General features: G+C 44.0%; 16 protein-coding genes. 8 read left to right on the top strand and 8 right to left on the bottom strand.

Annotation, left to right across the window (positions count from 1 at the left end; translation table 11 throughout):
- Positions 1 to 75 precede the first annotated feature (75 nt).
- The 7 genes from alr to AXE82_RS02905 form a co-directional block, all read right to left on the bottom strand.
- Entirely contained in the window at positions 76 to 1,161 is a 1,086-nt protein-coding gene (gene alr / locus AXE82_RS02930; RefSeq protein ID WP_062331230.1) for an alanine racemase, read from the bottom strand.
- Between the two features lie 27 nt (positions 1,162 to 1,188).
- Positions 1,189 to 2,610, bottom strand: coding sequence for a replicative DNA helicase (gene dnaB / locus AXE82_RS02925; RefSeq protein WP_062331227.1), 1,422 nt, complete (start codon positions 2,608 to 2,610; stop codon positions 1,189 to 1,191).
- A gap of 274 nt (positions 2,611 to 2,884) precedes the next feature.
- Positions 2,885 to 3,343, bottom strand: a complete 459-nt coding sequence (gene rplI / locus AXE82_RS02920) for a 50S ribosomal protein L9 (RefSeq protein ID WP_062331222.1) — start codon at positions 3,341 to 3,343, stop codon at positions 2,885 to 2,887.
- Positions 3,344 to 3,358: 15 nt separating this feature from the next.
- Positions 3,359 to 3,586, bottom strand: a complete 228-nt coding sequence (rpsR, locus tag AXE82_RS02915) for a 30S ribosomal protein S18 (protein ID WP_007114928.1) — start codon at positions 3,584 to 3,586, stop codon at positions 3,359 to 3,361.
- Positions 3,587 to 3,601: 15 nt separating this feature from the next.
- Positions 3,602 to 4,030, bottom strand: a complete 429-nt coding sequence (gene rpsF / locus AXE82_RS02910; RefSeq protein WP_007114929.1) for a 30S ribosomal protein S6 — start codon at positions 4,028 to 4,030, stop codon at positions 3,602 to 3,604.
- Positions 4,031 to 4,175: 145 nt separating this feature from the next.
- Positions 4,176 to 4,343, bottom strand: a complete 168-nt coding sequence (locus AXE82_RS12190) for a hypothetical protein (RefSeq protein ID WP_167541434.1) — start codon at positions 4,341 to 4,343, stop codon at positions 4,176 to 4,178.
- A gap of 308 nt (positions 4,344 to 4,651) precedes the next feature.
- Positions 4,652 to 5,644, bottom strand: coding sequence for an IS5 family transposase (locus AXE82_RS02905; RefSeq protein ID WP_062331219.1), 993 nt, complete (start codon positions 5,642 to 5,644; stop codon positions 4,652 to 4,654).
- A gap of 391 nt (positions 5,645 to 6,035) precedes the next feature.
- Between AXE82_RS02905 and AXE82_RS02900 the strand changes: the two genes are divergently transcribed.
- Together AXE82_RS02900 and AXE82_RS02895 are read left to right on the top strand one after the other, a co-directional pair.
- Entirely contained in the window at positions 6,036 to 6,248 is a 213-nt protein-coding gene (locus tag AXE82_RS02900) for a hypothetical protein (protein ID WP_062331216.1), read from the top strand.
- A gap of 182 nt (positions 6,249 to 6,430) precedes the next feature.
- Positions 6,431 to 7,537: an RNA-guided endonuclease InsQ/TnpB family protein gene (locus tag AXE82_RS02895; RefSeq protein ID WP_062331212.1), complete on the top strand. Its 1,107-nt coding sequence runs from the start codon at positions 6,431 to 6,433 to the stop codon at positions 7,535 to 7,537.
- An 84-nt stretch (positions 7,538 to 7,621) separates the two neighbouring features.
- On the opposite strand, the gene AXE82_RS02890 is transcribed toward AXE82_RS02895, so the two are convergent.
- Positions 7,622 to 9,025: a L,D-transpeptidase family protein gene (locus AXE82_RS02890; RefSeq protein WP_062331209.1), complete on the bottom strand. Its 1,404-nt coding sequence runs from the start codon at positions 9,023 to 9,025 to the stop codon at positions 7,622 to 7,624.
- A 433-nt stretch (positions 9,026 to 9,458) separates the two neighbouring features.
- Between AXE82_RS02890 and prmB the strand changes: the two genes are divergently transcribed.
- The 6 genes from prmB to gloB all read left to right on the top strand — a co-directional run bounded on the left by prmB (position 9,459) and on the right by gloB (position 16,850).
- Positions 9,459 to 10,517 (top strand): 50S ribosomal protein L3 N(5)-glutamine methyltransferase, encoded by a 1,059-nt coding sequence (gene prmB, locus AXE82_RS02885; protein ID WP_406946759.1) that lies wholly within the window; start codon positions 9,459 to 9,461, stop codon positions 10,515 to 10,517.
- A gap of 153 nt (positions 10,518 to 10,670) precedes the next feature.
- Entirely contained in the window at positions 10,671 to 11,774 is a 1,104-nt protein-coding gene (gene aroC, locus AXE82_RS02880; protein WP_062331208.1) for a chorismate synthase, read from the top strand.
- 75 nt (positions 11,775 to 11,849) lie between these two features.
- On the top strand, positions 11,850 to 12,743 hold the full coding sequence (locus tag AXE82_RS02875; RefSeq protein WP_062331205.1) for a hypothetical protein: 894 nt from the start codon (positions 11,850 to 11,852) through the stop codon (positions 12,741 to 12,743).
- 134 nt (positions 12,744 to 12,877) lie between these two features.
- The gene (serC, locus tag AXE82_RS02870; protein ID WP_062331202.1) at positions 12,878 to 13,981 is read left to right on the top strand and encodes a 3-phosphoserine/phosphohydroxythreonine transaminase; all 1,104 of its coding nucleotides are present in this window, start codon (positions 12,878 to 12,880) and stop codon (positions 13,979 to 13,981) included.
- 187 nt (positions 13,982 to 14,168) lie between these two features.
- Entirely contained in the window at positions 14,169 to 16,019 is a 1,851-nt protein-coding gene (locus AXE82_RS02865) for an extracellular solute-binding protein (protein WP_062334724.1), read from the top strand.
- A gap of 30 nt (positions 16,020 to 16,049) precedes the next feature.
- Complete coding sequence (gene gloB, locus AXE82_RS02860; protein WP_062331198.1) at positions 16,050 to 16,850, top strand: hydroxyacylglutathione hydrolase; 801 nt, start codon at positions 16,050 to 16,052, stop codon at positions 16,848 to 16,850.
- Positions 16,851 to 16,858: the final 8 nt, after the last annotated feature.

Genomic DNA, 16,858 nt, shown 5'->3' with positions numbered 1-16,858 from the left:
TATAGCGGATTTATCCAAACTGTCTAGCAAATTGACGCATTTGTGTCACTTTAACATCCGTCACATAGTTAACAGTTATGACTGATAAATCCACGTTGGACGTCGGGTGACCACACTTAACAGCTCATAGCTAATGGTATCATTCCAGCCACCCACCTCATCAATGCTCGGTGCGTTACCCCAAAGCTGGACAGGGCAGTCAAGGTTTACCTCAGTGGTATGGGTCAAATCAACCATCAACATATCCATCGCCACCCGACCGATGATAGGCGCCTGTTGACCTGCGGCGACGACATACGCATCATCGCTAATCACTCTTGGATAGCCATCGGCATAACCCACACTGACAATGCCGATGCGCGCGGCGGTTTGGGCGGTCCAGCGACTACCATAACCCACGCTATCGCCCGCTTTTAGCGTATGAATTGCCATGATACTGGCATTAAAATGCATGACGGGTTGCAGGTTTAGCTGTTTGGCAGTGGCATGATTTACAGGCGTTGCCCCATACAAGATAATGCCTGGGCGCACCCAATCATAATGGCGGTCTGACCAGTTCACAATACCCGCTGAATTACACAATGAGCCTTTAATCGCTGGGTTTACTTGCTCACGTAGCATTTGTAGGGTGGAATCAAATAACTCAAACTGTTGTTGATTATTGGGATGATCGATGACATCAGCGTTGGCAAAATGGGTGGTCAAAACAATCTCATAGCCTGAGCTAGTTAATTGCTGAGCAATTTCTTTGATTTCACCCACTGTAAAGCCAAGGCGGTTCATGCCAGTGTTTAGTTTTAGCCACACGGTTGCGCCTTTCTTTGCAGGCTGCTGCAACGCCCAGTCTAATTGGCGTTGGTGGTGCACCACGCACTCGATTTGATGCGCTGTACAATATTGCCATTCCGCTAATGAAAACGCGCCTTCAATCACTACCATTAATTTTTGCCAGCCCGCCTGTTGTAGTTCTAGCGCTTCTTGCAAACAAGCGACACCTAAGGCATCGGCTTGTGCGACGGCAGGTAAACAGTTGACGGCGCCATGCCCGTAGGCATTGGCTTTCACCATGGCTAATACCTTGGCGGTTGGGGCATAATCTTTGACGCGTTGTAGGTTATGGGTAAGCGCTGCTAAATCGATGGTGATGCTGGTTTGACGCACAATCTTGACCTTGTTGCAGTGAAATTTTTATTCATCAGGTTCGCTAAAGGAAGCGGTTTGGTAAAATTCAGGGGTTAGGTTACCAAAACGGGTAAATTGCCCTTCAAAGGATAGGCGCACTGTCCCAATAGGTCCATTACGCTGTTTACCGATAATGATTTCAGCTGTGCCTTTAGCATCGCTATTTTCATTATAAACCTCATCACGATAAATGAACATAATCAAATCGGCATCCTGCTCAATGGCACCCGATTCGCGTAAGTCCGACATAATCGGGCGTTTGTTGGGTCGATTCTCCAAACTTCGATTCAGCTGTGATAAAGCGACCACCGGGCAATTCATCTCACGGGCAAGCGCTTTTAAGCTTCGTGAAATCTCCGAAATCTCACCCACGCGGTTGTCGCCCAAGCCTGGCACTTTCATCAGTTGTAGATAGTCGACCATTACCATCCCAAGTTTGCCATCATTGTCTTTGGCAATACGGCGACAGCGCGAACGAACCTCAGATGGCGGCAGTGCCGTACTGTCATCGATATACAATTTTTTAGCATGCAGATGGGCGATGGCATTGGAAAGTTTACCCCATTCATCTTCGTTCATTTGACCTGAGCGCAAATGGGTTTGGTTGATAGCCCCCCAAGAGGACAATAGACGCATCACAATTGACTCGGCAGGCATTTCCATTGAAAACACCACCACAGGTAAATCGGTATGAAATAAAATACTCTCTGCCAAATTCATCGCAAATGTGGTTTTACCCATCGAAGGACGCGCTGCCACGATAATGAGATCGCCCGCTTGTAGCCCTTGGGTTTTGTTATTGAGTTCTTCAAACGGGGTCTTAAGCCCAATCATCCCTTCAGGATGGTCTTTAAGTTCTTGGATATTGTTGACGACATTGGTGATAACATCGCTTAGTTGGGTAGGACCCTTGTGTTTTGACTGGCGGCTATGGGTTTCATTGATGGCAAAAATTTCGCTTTCAACGGTGTCTAAAATATCACTGACACTTTGATTTTTTGGGTCAAAGGCAAGCTCTAGCATATGACTGCCGGCTTTGATGATTTGGCGTAAAGTCGAAAATTCCCTGACCCGCTGCGCATAAGCAGTCAAGTTAAACAGCGTCGCTGGGCTTTGTGATAGGATATCGCCTAGATAATCGCTACCCCCCGCAGGCTCAAGCAGTTTTTGCATATCGAGCCAGTCCATCACCATGGTGGCATCATACGGCTCATTGGCATTGGCAAGATGAGAGATGGCATCAAAAATATATTGATGGCGCTGTGCATAAAAATCATATTTGGTAATAATATCTGAGATGCGATCAAACGACTCTTCAAGGCTCATCAGCGACGCTAGGACGGACTTTTCTAAGTCCATACTGTGCGGTGGGTGCTGGGTCAGCGAAGTAGTCTTAAGATCGTTGTCTTTGGTTTTATCGTCTGCCATGATGACCTGTGATAAAGTTATTTTAAATGGTTTGAAAGGGCAAAAGTTTGCTAAATGTTATCGGTTATAACTCGTGAGTCTAACACACGCATCGAAATAGAACAGACAATATACCGAAAAAACCATCCAAATTCTAATGAGAAAAATATAAAAAAACGGCAATTTTTTTGAATGAAATCAGCTTGAATTTTAGGCTTTTTTGTTGAATTTTTACGCCGCAAACAATAAAAAAAAGAGACAGCAAAGCCATCTCTTTTTTAAAGTAAACTATCAATTAAGCAGCTGAATCTTCTGCCAAGATAGTGACTTGAATGTTGGTCGTTACATCGTGATGTAATTGGATATCAACATTGTATTCGCCAATTTGACGTAATGTACCTTCAGGCAATTTAACTTCTGAACGGTCAACAGGTAAACCAGATTTGGTTAAGGCATCGGCGATATCGCGAGTACCAATAGAACCAAATAGTTTGCCTTCATCACCTGATTTTGCACGGATGATAACATTGACGTCTTGTAGCGCTTCAGCACGGGCATTAGCAGCGGCTAATTCATCAGCTTCTATTTTTTCAAGTTCTGCACGGCGTGCTTCAAATTTTTCGATGTTAGAAGCAGTGGCTGGTAATGCTTTACCTTGTGGTATAAGGAAGTTACGACCGTAACCTGCTTTTACATTAACAGTATCGCCTAGTTTACCTAGGTTAGCGATACGTTGTAATAAAATAACTTGCATATATCACTCCTCGGTTTATTTTTGGCTGTCAGTGTAAGGAATCAACGCAAGATAACGCGCTTGTTTGATTGCTACAGCCAATTGGCGTTGATATTTGTTTGAAGTACCAGTGATACGGCTTGGTACGATTTTGCCACTTTCAGTGACATACTGTTTTAGGATTTCGATATCTTTATAATCGATATGGGTAATGCCTTCAGCGGTAAAACGGCAAAATTTACGGCGGCGATAAAAACGTGCCATGATTAGTCTCCTTAATTATTCGTCGTTGTTGTCTTCAGCATCAACTTCTGACTCATCATCATTTGATTGATAGTCATCTTGAGCTGTATCGTTACGGCGTGAAGCTTTACGAGCACGTTTTTCTTCAGCACTTTTTGCTAATGGTGATTCTTCAGTAATCGCTTCGTCACGACGGATAACTAAGCTACGGATGATAGCATCGTTATAACGGAATAATTCTTCAAGCTCATCAAGCGTTTGTTGACCCGCTTCAATATTTAATAGCACATAGTGAGCTTTGTGAACTTTGTTGATTGGGTAAGCTAACTGACGACGACCCCAATCTTCTAGGCGATGGATAGCACCACCTTGTTCTTTTACTAAGTTGATATAGCGCTCAACCATGCCAACCACTTGGTCGCTTTGGTCTGGGTGAACCAATAATACCAGTTCATAATGTCTCATAAAGACTCCTCACGGATTATACAGCCGTTGACCCCGTGTCAACAGCAAGGAGATTGAATGCACCTAAGTTAGAATCATCTAACTATATTGGTATAAACAAGGTGCGCTATTATATAGTAGCGCACACTCAGTAGCAAGTTAATATTTACTTAACAAATTCGCCCACGCATTGCTGCAAGGTATTCGATACCGCCCGCGCCACAATGACATTGCGCGCGGTCGGGTCGACTGCAGCGGCACTTTGTAGGCGTTTAATAGCTAGGCGTTTTGTTGATGGCCTAATAGCGGCGAAAAAAGAAAATTGTTGGTGCATGTTAAATACTCCTGTCCTTTACTGTGTTAAACAATTGATAAACACCACTAACATAGCAGATTATAGAAAATTTTTTTATCCCAATTTTTTATCCAAGTCATGTTATTGGGTCATAGTTACTAAAAATAGTTACTAGAGACCTTTGCACAAACCAGCGACCATCTCTCGACACCAATTTCAAACTCAACTAAAAACTGGAATTGGTGTTAAAGAAGCGAAAAAAGTCACCGAATTGGCATAAAAGTCTCCCAAATTGCAGTCAATTAACGTCTATTGGCTAGTTTTACCAACCAACAGACACAATAACCCTAAGGCAGTCCGTATTTTCGTTTCAAGCTTAGGGCGGTTTTTAAATTATGCACAATGCTAGCAAGCAAGGTACTGGTATGAAATTGCATTAAGCCAAGATGACGAGCCTTGCTCATCCCATAATGCAATTTAAAATGACCGAATACCCGTTCTACCGTATTTCTGGTTTGGCTCTTTTGGGTATTGGTACGTTTTTGTTGTTCGGTAAGTGGTGTATTACGCCATGCCCTATCATGGATATGATTGTTGATAGGTGGCTCATGCTCGGCAAGATAGTCGTCATGGGCTTGGCTTTTATACGCACTGTCGGCGTAAACGGCAGATTCATCACCTGTTAAAAGCGTGGTAAAACATTGTGAATCATGGACATTAGCAGGGGTGGTTTGAACTTTTTTGACAAAGCTGTCTTCATCACAGTTAAGATGGATTTTATAGCCGTAGGTGGTTTTTACTTTGCCTGTGCTGTCTTTTTTACTGACGTAGGCAGCTTCGTTATCTTGGGTATTGTCGGTATGTTTGCCTTTTTTAGCTCGTTTGTTTTTGGCTTCAACGATACTGGCATCAATGATGCTAACACTGCCTGCTTTGATGATGATATTTTGCTCGGCTAGTTGCTTATTGATTTGGTTGAATAAGGGTTCAATGAGTCCAAGTTCACCTAAGTGTTTGTGGTATCGCCAGATGGTGCTGTGGTCGGGTACGTTGTCAGTTAGTGATAAGCCAACGAATCGACGAAATAGTAAGTCTCGAGCCAGTTGTTTTTCCATGGCTGGGTCGGATAGGTTATAGAGTTTTTGTAGTAGTAAGATTTTAAACATGATGACAGGATGAAAGGCACTTTCGCCACGGTCACTGCTATGGACATGGCGTAGGGTGTGTTCGATAGCTTGCCAGTTGATGAGGTTGTGTAGTTCATCGAGTTCTTCAATGGCTTTGTGGTGATTGATTAGACTGTCTGCTAGGGACAGTTGCCCTGTTTGTTTCCATGCCATGTCGGTGTCTTTTGCTATGTGGTTGATTATAAAGCATTATATCATTTTAACCAACTTTTGTGTATCTGTTCGTGCAAAGGTTTCTACTAAAAATAATTACTAAAAAATGTGCCATCAAACCTAAAAAACTGGGTGGGATTTTTTTTCATCAATGTTTATAAAGCCAATTAAATTCCTCGACCTCAGTGATATTAATCGGAAAAAAACGCGGGTTTTTTTGATTTCTCGATAGATTTGATTCAAATTAAACCTTACTAAAAATGTGGGATTGATAACCAATTGTTTTAGGTTTTGCATTTGTTTAATCTTTTTTTCCCTTGTTTTGAGTGTGGGATTGGATTATAACTATACGTAACAAATACATCTATTTGCACAATGATAAGGAATTGTTATGAACTGGCAATTATTTAGCGTAATTTTTACAATCGCTTCTGGTGTGACTATCGGTGTTTTAATGACCATTGCGCTTATAACTGGTTTTGACCAAATTCCACACATTATAGCCACAGCGATTGTTGGCTTAATCCTATCTATCCCAATTGCATGGATTGTCGCCAAAAAAATGCAAACACTGACTACTGCCAAAATCCCAGTTGCGCGATAACAAAGTACGCTAGATAAATAACTAAAATCGCTAAAATCGCTAAAATCACTAAAACCGCTTAACTAATAATAGCTAAGCGGTTTTTTTATCACCCCTTGCCGTAAAACCACCGCCTTTAGGCGGTGGATATAAGGCAACTCATACACTATAACGCTTGCATAAATTTTGCTAAAATAATTTGCATGAAAACACTCAAGCTACGCATACGAGATAAACACACAGCAAAGCTTAACCGCCTAAGCGGTTCGGTGAATTTCGTATGGAACTACGTTAATGCGTTAAGCTATGAGCATCTTAAGCGTACTGGCAAGTTCTTTAGTGCTTACGACCTAAACGAATACACCAAAGGTAGCGGTGAGTTACTTGGTTTACACTCGCAAACCATTCAAGCCATCAACGAAACCCACGCCAAAGCTAGAAAACAATTCAAAAAAGCTAAATTGTCATGGCGAACCAACAACCCAAATTCAAAACGTAAATCATTAGGCTGGCTACCCTTTAAACAATCCGCCATCAAACACATTGCTACCCACCAAACAAGTAAAAAAGGCTTAAAATCCACCTTACAGCTTAGTTTAGCCAAAGGACAAAAGCTGGTCATCGACCTATGGGACAGCTACAACCTTAGCCTATATCAAATTAACACTTGTGAGTTAGTCCAAGACAGCCGTAACCGTTGGTATGCTTGTATCACCGTCAAAGACTACCCCAAACAATCATGCGGTACAGGTAGCATTGGCATTGACTTAGGCTTAAAAGACAGTGCTACCACCTCAAAAGGCAATAAATTACAAATCAAACAAACGCTCAACTATGCCAAAGATTTAGCCACCGCCCAACGTGCCAAAAACAAACAGCGTGTCAAGGCAATCCATGCCAAAATCAAAAACACACGCCAAGACCTAATCCACAAATTCACCACCCAATTAGTCAAAGACAATGCCCTAATCGTGGTAGGTGATGTTAGAACTACCCAATTTAACAGTAAAAAAGGCAAACTAGCCAAAAGCGTCTATGATGCAGGTTGGTTTGAAATGAAACGACAACTGACCTATAAATGCGAGAACGCAGGTTGCCGTTTTGAAATCGTGAATGAGAGATACACGACCCAGCGATGTTCGTGTTGCGGTGAAATCACCGCCAATAGTCCGAAAGGTAGAAAATCGCTTGGAATAAGAGAATGGATATGTGCTTCGTGTGGCACATGGCATGATAGAGATATCAATGCCAGTAAGAACATTCTTGCGGTGGGACTTCACCGTCTTGCAGAAGGAATCCCCTTGCTTTAGCAAGGGGAGGAAGTCAAGGCTAATAAGGTTAAAAGTGTATAGCACTCACGCTAGACTACGGTGCTAAACGCTGTGGCTCAACAGCTACTGTAAATCTACCTTAGTACCTGTATCAACATTGGCATAAACTTCAAGCACATCCCAGTTGGTTAAGCGAACACAGCCGTGCGAGGCTTGACGGCTAATGCCTTCAGGAACGGGCGAGCCATGAATCCCGTATGAGGGTTTACTCAGTCCCATCCATACCACACCGACTGGACCGTTGGGTCCTGGCGGCAACATAAACACTTTTTTATCTTTGCCTTCACCGCTAGTGGCGCGGTACCAAGGGTTTTTGACGCGATTGACAATACTAAAGGTACCCGTAGGAGACGGTGTATCACTACTACCGACCGTGGTAGGATAAGTGGCAATTAATCTATCGCCATTATAAGCGTATAAGATATTGTCGGCTTTTTTGGCAACCAAACGGGTGATTTTCTCATTGAGTGGCGCGCCTGGGTTAAAGACGGTGATGGTTTCACCCACGGTGAATTTTTTATCGCTATTAAGCTTTTTAAGATAGCGAATATCCATGTGGAAACGTTCAGCCAACATTTCTTGGACGTCTTGATAGTATAGACCTTTCATTTTAGATTTGGCTTCACTACCACTCGGTGTTGGCTGATACGGACCTTTAATATCTTCTGGCGTCAACGTATAACCGACCAACACAGGCTGATTGGCAGGGATTTTTTCATTTAACAGCTTCCAAACTTCTGCGCTCATACGGCCATCTTGGGGTAGTCCGTGCATGGCTTGGAAATTTTTGAGCGCTTTTTTGGCATTCATACCCCAGCCGCCATCAATCGGACCTGGTGAAGCATGATTCCAATCTAACAAGGCTTGAAGTTTTAAGGTCGTTGCTGAGTTAACATTTTGACCAGGTTTCCATTCGGCGCTATTGACTAGCTGTGCATAGTCAGACAAATTGAGGTTAGAAAAACTGGCAGGTGTCGTTGCTGTTTTATTGTTACCTACCGTTGTGGGGTCAAAAGTTGGCGCAGCCGTCGTAGTATTATTGAGCTCTTCAGAGCTCACGCCTGCGACACCTGCACCCGAGGTATAGTCACTGTCGATACCTGTTTGCGTGGCATCTTCTTTAATACCTAATGCCGTGGTGGTGGCTGGGATTGGGGTCAAAGGGATATCGGTTGCTGCCGTCATTGCAGCAGCCGAGGCGACTTTTGGCGTGCTGGTAGATTGGGTGACGTTAGCTGCGGGCTTGGCTGTTTGCGGTTTTTTAGCCGTTTTACTATCGGTAGTGGTTTTTTTAGCGGTAGGGGTGCTCGCCGCTTTCGTGGTGGCAGTTTTAGTCGTGGTCGTTGTTTTGGTCACAGCTTTGGTGGCGGGTGCCGTTTTGGCGGTGGTGTCTGAGACCGTGTTGGTGGCTGCAAATGCTTGATTGGCAATCAGACAAGCTAGGGTAGACAGTACAAATTTTTTCATAGATTGACTCAATAATGGGCAATAACAAATAAAAATAAGGGACAATAAGTTTAACATTAACAAATCGCGCGATAGACAATGGTAAAATTTTTTAACCAAGCGGTATTTTTATAGCAAAATTAACCCAAAAAAGTGTTTAAAATATTTAGTCCTGCGCAACAGTTATTTTTGCCATGCTTTATTGAGCAGCTCGATGATGAAAAATTGCATTGTACAAATCTGCAAACCTTTAATTGGTTAAAAAACTTTAGCGCGTTAAATAATTGGTAAAAAAATCAAAGTATATTATAATTTTAATTCAAAATTTTTTAGGTTAACCACTATGTCATCATCGCCATTTGCATCAGCCAATGTTTCTCACACGCCATCTTTTGACCAAAATCAAGATTCACAAAATTTTGATGACTTGCAAATCGATTTGCAAGCACTTGATATGGATGAAGAAAGCGAATCAGATGACATCTTTGACACCATGCAACAAGAGTTTGCTGAAGCCCACCAAAGCCTAAAAACGATTCGCGATTTTATCCGTTTTGGGGTCAGTAAATTACGGGAGCACGATGTGGTAGTCGCGCAAGGTACCACAGATGAGTTTGCTGAAGCTTCTGCCATTGTGCTACAAACCTTATCGCTTGATTGGTCTGCCGATGAGCAAATCTTAGATTGTCGCCTGACCAATAGCGAAAAATCAGAAGTATTGACATTGTTGCAGCGCCGTATCGTTGAACGTAAACCTTTGAGTTATTTAATTAATTTATCTTATTTTTGCGATTTGCCATTTTACGTGGATGAGCGGGTATTGATTCCGCGCTCGCCAATTGCTGAGCTGATTCGCCAGCAGTTTTATCCGTATTTTGAGCCGAATGATTTGGTTGAAAAAATCAGTGGCACTACTAATGACAAAAAATTTCATGACCACGGATTGTATGATAAGCAGTTAGCACAACCAGAGCGCATGCTAGACTTGTGTACAGGGTCAGGCTGTATTGCCATTGCCTTGGCAAGCCGTTTCCCTGATGCAATGGTCGATGCCAGTGATATCGACAAGAACGCGCTAGAAGTGGCAGCGGTCAATGTGGAACATCACCACATGAACCATCAGGTCAACTTGATTGAGTCAAACTTATTTGAAAAAGTGCCTGCAGAAAATCAATATGATTTGATTGTCACCAACCCGCCGTATGTCGATGCGGCAACGATGGCAGATTTACCACCCGAGTTCTTGCATGAGCCAGACCACGCGTTGGCAGCGGGACAAGATGGCTTGGATTTGGTGCATCATATCTTATACAACGCCCCAGATTATCTAACTCGTGACGGCTTGCTGGTGTGCGAGGTGGGGGATAGTGAATGGGCACTGCGCCAAGCCTATCCTGAAATCCAGTTTGATTGGTTAACCTTTGCGCATGGGGGACATGGGGTTTTTGCCATGGATTATGATGAATTAATGGAAAATCGGGCATATTTTGAGCAGTATGTGAATGCTTCTTAGTAGGCGGTTGTTTGGGGTTGCTGTCTTTAACTTGTTGTTTGGGCTTGTTGTTTGAACACGTTAGATAATGGCTAAAAAAGCAATATATGAACAGGGTGCAACAAATCTATTATTTGATTTGTAAGTATTGATGAAAAATTAAGCGGAGCGTAAATGGCAGGCAATACCATCGGGCAAGTTTTTACCGTCACCACCTGTGGCGAATCACATGGCGCAGGACTTATGGCAATCGTTGACGGTATGCCACCAGGGTTGCCTTTAACCGAAGCAGATCTGCAAATTGACTTGGATCGTCGTAAGCCCGGTACCTCAAAATTTGCGACCCAGCGCCGTGAAGACGATGCAGTTGAAATTATCTCTGGCGTGTTTGAGGGTAAAACGACAGGCACTTCTATTGGGCTTTTGATTCGCAATACCAACCAAAAATCCAAAGATTATAGCGATATTAAAGACACCTTTCGTCCCAACCATGCCGATTATACTTATAGCATGAAATATGGGTTTCGCGATTATCGTGGCGGTGGTCGCTCGTCAGCGCGCGAAACGGCAATGCGGGTGGCGGCGGGCGCGATTGCCAAGAAATATTTGAAACAACGGCTGGGGGTAGAAGTCCGCGGTTATGTCACCCAAATTGGTGATGTGGTTGCCAAACACATACCTGAAAATACGATTGATTGGGAATTTGTCAACAGTAACCCATTTTTTTGTGCGGATATAGACGCCTTGCCAAAGTTTGAGCAGCTGATTACCCAATGCCGTGAGCAAGGGACAAGCTGTGGCGCAAAGCTTACCATATTGGCATCGGGTGTGCCTGTGGGATTGGGTGAGCCTGTGTTTGATAGGCTTGATGCGGATATTGCCCATGCGATGATGAGCATTAATGCGGTCAAAGGCGTTGAAATTGGCGATGGCATGGCAGTGGCGGGACAGTTTGGGCATGAGTCTCGCGATGAGTTAACCTTGCACGGCTTTAATGCCAACCATGCCGGGGGAATTTTAGGGGGAATTTCATCGGGTCAGACGATTGTAGTGAGTATTGCGCTAAAACCTACTGCCAGTATCACCACCCCGGGTCAAAGTATTGATATTCACGGCAATGCAGTAGAGATGCTCACCAAAGGTCGGCATGATCCTTGTGTCGGTGTGCGTGCTACACCGATAGCAGAAGCCATGCTTGCCATTGTGCTGTTAGACCATTATCTGCGTCATCGTGGGCAAAATGCGGATGTCACTGTGCCGCTCACCCCGATTGTATAATTTTTTAATAGGGGTGCTGGGTTGCCATAAGGTTGCTACAATGCGTTGCCCCATTCAACTTGAGTTAACATTGGTATGACTGTACCTGACCTTACCCTTGATGAGCAGCAGTACCATACTTTGGAAATTTGGCAAAGCGAAATACTGGCGCAGATGGGTGTTACGCGTTGGGTGCGCCAAGATTGCCCTGTCAAAACGTTTGCTAATCTAGAAGATTTTGAGGTTGTTTCTTCCTATCAAGCGGTTGAGACGCTTGCTGCCATGCCCCAGCAGTTACAACCCGCTCAAACTCGGTTAACTAGCAATCTTGCGCCCATTGATACAACCACAGACTTCAATCATCCTGTTATTGCGGATGATGTCGTTGATAGCACAGTAGAATTACCCCCAGCGAATCTGGCAGATTTTCACCCCCATGATGTAGCTTTACCCAATCATTCATCTTTACTGCATGATTCATCTTTACCCAATCATTCACCTTTCAAAAGTGACCCTGCGCCAAATAATGATGGTCACACTAATAACGGGCACAGTGATGACGGGCACAGTGATGAACAGCTCAATGATGAATTGCTCACTGCCAGTTTTGATGTGCAGGCGATAGTCGTGGGTGAGTGGACACTGGTGGTTGACAGTCATTTTTTGCAGACGGACAGCCGCCAACACCAGTTATGGCAACAAATCATCAGTGGGTTAAAAGCGTCAGTGCATTTTTTTAACTTTCCCTTGCTCACCGATAGCCAGCATTTACCCAAAGCTACGGTGCAATTAATGAGCAGCTATCCGATGGCAGTCGCAGGGTTTTCGGGGTTTTTATACCGTATCAATCAAGGCAATCCCAAGGTGGGGGCATTGACGCCATTGCCTGACTGTCTAGATGAACAACCGATACAGCGTCTGCCGTATCTAGTAGATATGCTCGATGATTATCGCCTAAAACGCCAACTTTGGCAGTTGCTATCAAGTTGAGCTTAAAAGCTGCCGATTGATGACGCATCTTTATGATTCATCGACTAGCCATATTGTGGTAAAGTATTTTTTTATGTCATTTCACACGATAACATTTCATACGATAACATTTCACACGATAAAAGGAACGTGCTATGAGTGTCAGCTTTGATCAGCGTGTTGCTAACTTTTGTGCAGGCCCAGCGTCTATGCCGACTGCGGTGCTGCAAAAAGCGCAAGCCGAATTGTTAAATTGGCAGGGCTCAGGCATGTCGGTGATGGAGATGAGCCACCGTAGCAGTGAATTTATGGGCATTGCCTCAAAAGCCGAGCAGGATTTGCGAAAGCTGATGAACATTCCTGACAATTATAAAGTGCTATTTTTGCAAGGTGGCGCAAGCTTGCAGTTTTCAGCCATTCCTTTGAATTTACTCAAAGGGGAAGCCGATTATTTAGACACTGGCATTTGGTCTAAAAAAGCCATCAGCGAAGCCAAACGCTATGAGCAAGCAGGGCTAGGCAAAATCAATGTCGTCGCTTCTGCCAAAGACAGCAACTATACCACTGTGCCCCCACGTGATAGCTGGCAACTTAATGACAACGCCGATTATTTCCATTATTGCCCCAATGAGACCATTAATGGCTTGGCGATGTTTGATGTGCCAGCGGTCAATGTACCCATCGTGGCGGATATGTCATCTTGCATCCTATCTAGCCCAATAGATGTATCAAAATTTGGACTGATTTATGCAGGGGCGCAAAAAAATATCGGTCCTGCGGGCTTGACGCTTGTGATTGTCCGTGATGATTTGATCGGTCATGCCAACTTGGTTTGCCCAAGTATCTTGGACTATAAAAACCAAGCCGACAATGATTCGATGGTCAATACCCCAGCAACTTTTGCTTGGTATCTGGCAGGTTTGGTGTTTGAATGGTTGCTTGAGCAAGGGGGTGTCGAGGCAATTTATCAACAAAATTTGTTAAAAGCGCAAAAGCTGTATGAATTTATCGACCAAAGCGATTTTTATCAAAACCCTGTCAACAAAGACAACCGCTCAATCATGAATGTACCCTTTACCTTGGCAGATAGTCAACTTGATAAAACCTTCTTGGCTAAAGCTGACGAAGCCGGATTGTTGAATCTTAAAGGGCACCGTACAGTGGGCGGTATGCGCGCCAGTATTTATAACGCGATTGATTTGGCGACCGTTGAAAAGTTAATCAAATTTATGCAGCAGTTTGAACAAACTAGCGTATAAAAAGATTTAACAATCATGCTACATTAAGACTTAACAGCTAAAATGCTTGTTAAGTCTTTTTTATAGTTAGCGGGTGTGGGACATATGAGGGATAACAGTTAGCAATACCAATGTTTTTTGAAAAATAGGTGAAGGGGTCAGGGGGATGCAAGTGAAAGAAAACAGGGCGATAAAACCAGCCCACTGGATGAGGGTAGTCACTCGCCAGACATTTGGCAAAAAATGCTGGGTGCTGGGCTTATTAGTGGTCGCATCCGCTGCCAATACTGCTATCATCACTGGCACATCTATCGCTCACAACAGCACCGCGCAATTTGCCCATGTTTCTCATTTACCCTATGCCAATCCTAACGCCCCCAAAGGCGGTGTGTTGAGCCTATCTGCCATCGGCACCTTTGACAGTATTAATAAATGGATTGATGTCGGTACACCTGTGACCGGCACCGATTATTTGTTTGAAAGCTTGATGACAGGTTCGCTTTCTGAAGCGTTTGTGCAGTACCCACTACTGGCGGATAAAGTCACTTATGACCCAGATGACCCTAGCTGGGTTATCTATCACATCAACCCCAAAGCCTATTTTTGGGATGGCACGCCTGTGACGGCGCAAGATGTCAAAGCCAGTATGGATGCACTGCTGACAAAAGGCGTGATGAGTATGCGTAGCTATCTATCCGATGTCAAAGAAACGCAAGTGATCGATCGACAAACCGTCAAATTTATTTTTAAGTCCAAAGACAACCAAGAAATCAAACTGACCGTCGCGCAAATGCCGATTTGGTCAAAAAAATCGATTGATGGCTATTTTGATAAAGTCGGACTGACGCCACTGATGGGCAGTGGCGCGTATAAAGTCGGCAAAATCGATGCAGGACGCGCTATTACCTATGTGCGTGACCCCAATTATTGGGGCACCAAACCTGACGCAGGCGTGTTGGTGAATGTCGGTCGCTATAATTTTGACCAAATTAAGTATGTGTATTATCAAAACCCCGAAGTGGCATTTGAAGGCTTTAAATCCGGCGAATATTTTTTCCGTGTCGAAAACAAAGCGCGGACATGGGCAACGGGTTATAACTTTCCTGCCGTCAAAGCAGGCATGATCATAAAAGCGCAAATCACCAATAACAACCCCGTACCGATGCAAGCGATTGTGATGAATTTGCGCCGACCGATTTTTCAAGACATTCGGGTGCGCCAAGCGATGACACTGGCGTATGATTTTGAATGGCTCAATAAAACCATGTTTTATGGGCAGTATGAACGCTTGCAAAGTTTTTTTCATGGCTCAGAACTTGCCGCAACCGGCACGCCAACGCCCCAAGAACTGGCGGTTATCAATCCGCTATTACCTGACCTTGAGCCCATTCAAAGACAGGCTGTTTTAAGCGATTGGCAAGCCCCAAAATCAACTGGCGATGGCTTTAATCGCGACAATTTATTAAAAGCGCGTGAATTGCTGCTGCAAGCGGGTTTTAAATACCAAAATATGAAGCTGTATCAGCCCAATGGTCAGCCCGCCAAAATCGAATTTTTATCCGCCGATGACAAGAATGCGCGCATTGTGCTACCTTTTTTACGTAACCTGCAACGACTCGGGTTTGAGACAAGCTTTCGCCAAGCCGATGTGCCCCAGTACTTAGAGCGCACTCGTAGATACGACTATGACATGATTATCGATATGTTTGCCCAAAGTTTGTCACCGGGCGCCGAGCAAACCTATATGTGGGGTTCACAAGCCGCAGACGAAAAAGGCAACCAAAACTCGGCGGGTATCAAAAACAAAGCCATTGATGCGGTGATTGCCAAACTCATAGTGTCGAAGAATCGTGACGATATTGTGCTATACAGCAAAGTATTAGACCGTCTGCTACGGGCGGGCTATTATGTCGTGCCCACTTATGGCAAGCATACTGACAATGTGGCGTATTGGAAATTTTATGAGCATGGGCCGCTACCAAGCAATGCCATCGGTATCGATTATTGGTGGGCGAACAAAGACAAACAAGCACAAGTCATGCAGTATTTAGGAAAATAATAAGTTAGGAAAATAATAAGGAATAAAACAATGCTAAAAATCCACCCAATCCCGGCCTTCACTGACAACTACATTTGGGCGATTATCAATGATGAAACACAAGAAGTGATTATTGTTGATGCCGGCGATGCTGAGCCTGTTTTAGAATTTGTAAACCGTAAAAATCTAACCATCACCCAAATATGGGTGACCCATCATCACAGCGACCACATCGGCGGCGTAACAGCATTGGCAAATGCGTTTCCAAACGCACAGATTTTTGCGCATGCCAATATTCACCCGTTAATCAATGCCACGCATTTAATCCCCGTCGCTGAAGGACGCGAATTAACCGCTTGGGGCAGTCCTGTGCAGGTGTGGCAGGTGGCAGGGCATACCGAAAATCATTTAGCGTATTTAGTGACGCTTGATAACCGTCTGCATATCTTTTGTGGAGATACGCTATTTCGCGCAGGGTGTGGCCGTGTTTTTACCGGCACGATTGAAGCATTGTTTGAAAGCTTTGACCGTTTTGCGCAGTTACATGACGATGAAACGCTATTTTATCCTGCCCATGAGTATACTTTGTCAAATCTTAACTTTGCCCAGTTTATCGAGCCCAATAATTCAGCCATTGTACAGGCAATAGCGCATGACAGTGAGTTACGCCAGCAAAATACGCCAACCTTGCCGACCACGCTTGCCGATGAAAAAGCCATCAATCCATTTATGCGTGCAGTGATTGCACCCAGTGATGAGATGATAACAACCGTACAAACGCAGACAGGCATTGAAGATGACAGTCATTTTGAGATATTTAAAGCCTTACGTCAACTAAAAAATAACTTTTAAGGCTAACA

Origin of the sequence: Moraxella osloensis, assembly GCF_001553955.1 — a bacterium.
GTDB lineage: Bacteria > Pseudomonadota > Gammaproteobacteria > Pseudomonadales > Moraxellaceae > Faucicola > Faucicola osloensis.
This window is presented reverse-complemented; position numbering and strand designations above follow the sequence as displayed.

Bases quoted from the DNA above. Each gene is read 5' to 3' on its own strand.
- gloB (WP_062331198.1), top strand. From the start codon at position 16,050: ATGCTAAAAATCCACCCAATCCCGGCCTTCACTGACAACTACATTTGG.
- AXE82_RS12190 (WP_167541434.1), bottom strand. From the start codon at position 4,343: ATGCACCAACAATTTTCTTTTTTCGCCGCTATTAGGCCATCAACAAAA.
- rpsF (WP_007114929.1), bottom strand. From the start codon at position 4,030: ATGAGACATTATGAACTGGTATTATTGGTTCACCCAGACCAAAGCGAC.
- rplI (WP_062331222.1), bottom strand. From the start codon at position 3,343: ATGCAAGTTATTTTATTACAACGTATCGCTAACCTAGGTAAACTAGGC.
- AXE82_RS02905 (WP_062331219.1), bottom strand. From the start codon at position 5,644: ATGGCATGGAAACAAACAGGGCAACTGTCCCTAGCAGACAGTCTAATC.
- aroC (WP_062331208.1), top strand. From the start codon at position 10,671: ATGGCAGGCAATACCATCGGGCAAGTTTTTACCGTCACCACCTGTGGC.
- AXE82_RS02890 (WP_062331209.1), bottom strand. From the start codon at position 9,025: ATGAAAAAATTTGTACTGTCTACCCTAGCTTGTCTGATTGCCAATCAA.
- dnaB (WP_062331227.1), bottom strand. From the start codon at position 2,610: ATGGCAGACGATAAAACCAAAGACAACGATCTTAAGACTACTTCGCTG.
- AXE82_RS02900 (WP_062331216.1), top strand. From the start codon at position 6,036: ATGAACTGGCAATTATTTAGCGTAATTTTTACAATCGCTTCTGGTGTG.
- serC (WP_062331202.1), top strand. From the start codon at position 12,878: ATGAGTGTCAGCTTTGATCAGCGTGTTGCTAACTTTTGTGCAGGCCCA.
- rpsR (WP_007114928.1), bottom strand. From the start codon at position 3,586: ATGGCACGTTTTTATCGCCGCCGTAAATTTTGCCGTTTTACCGCTGAA.
- AXE82_RS02895 (WP_062331212.1), top strand. From the start codon at position 6,431: ATGAAAACACTCAAGCTACGCATACGAGATAAACACACAGCAAAGCTT.
- AXE82_RS02875 (WP_062331205.1), top strand. From the start codon at position 11,850: ATGACTGTACCTGACCTTACCCTTGATGAGCAGCAGTACCATACTTTG.
- AXE82_RS02865 (WP_062334724.1), top strand. From the start codon at position 14,169: ATGAGGGTAGTCACTCGCCAGACATTTGGCAAAAAATGCTGGGTGCTG.
- prmB (WP_406946759.1), top strand. From the start codon at position 9,459: ATGGATGAAGAAAGCGAATCAGATGACATCTTTGACACCATGCAACAA.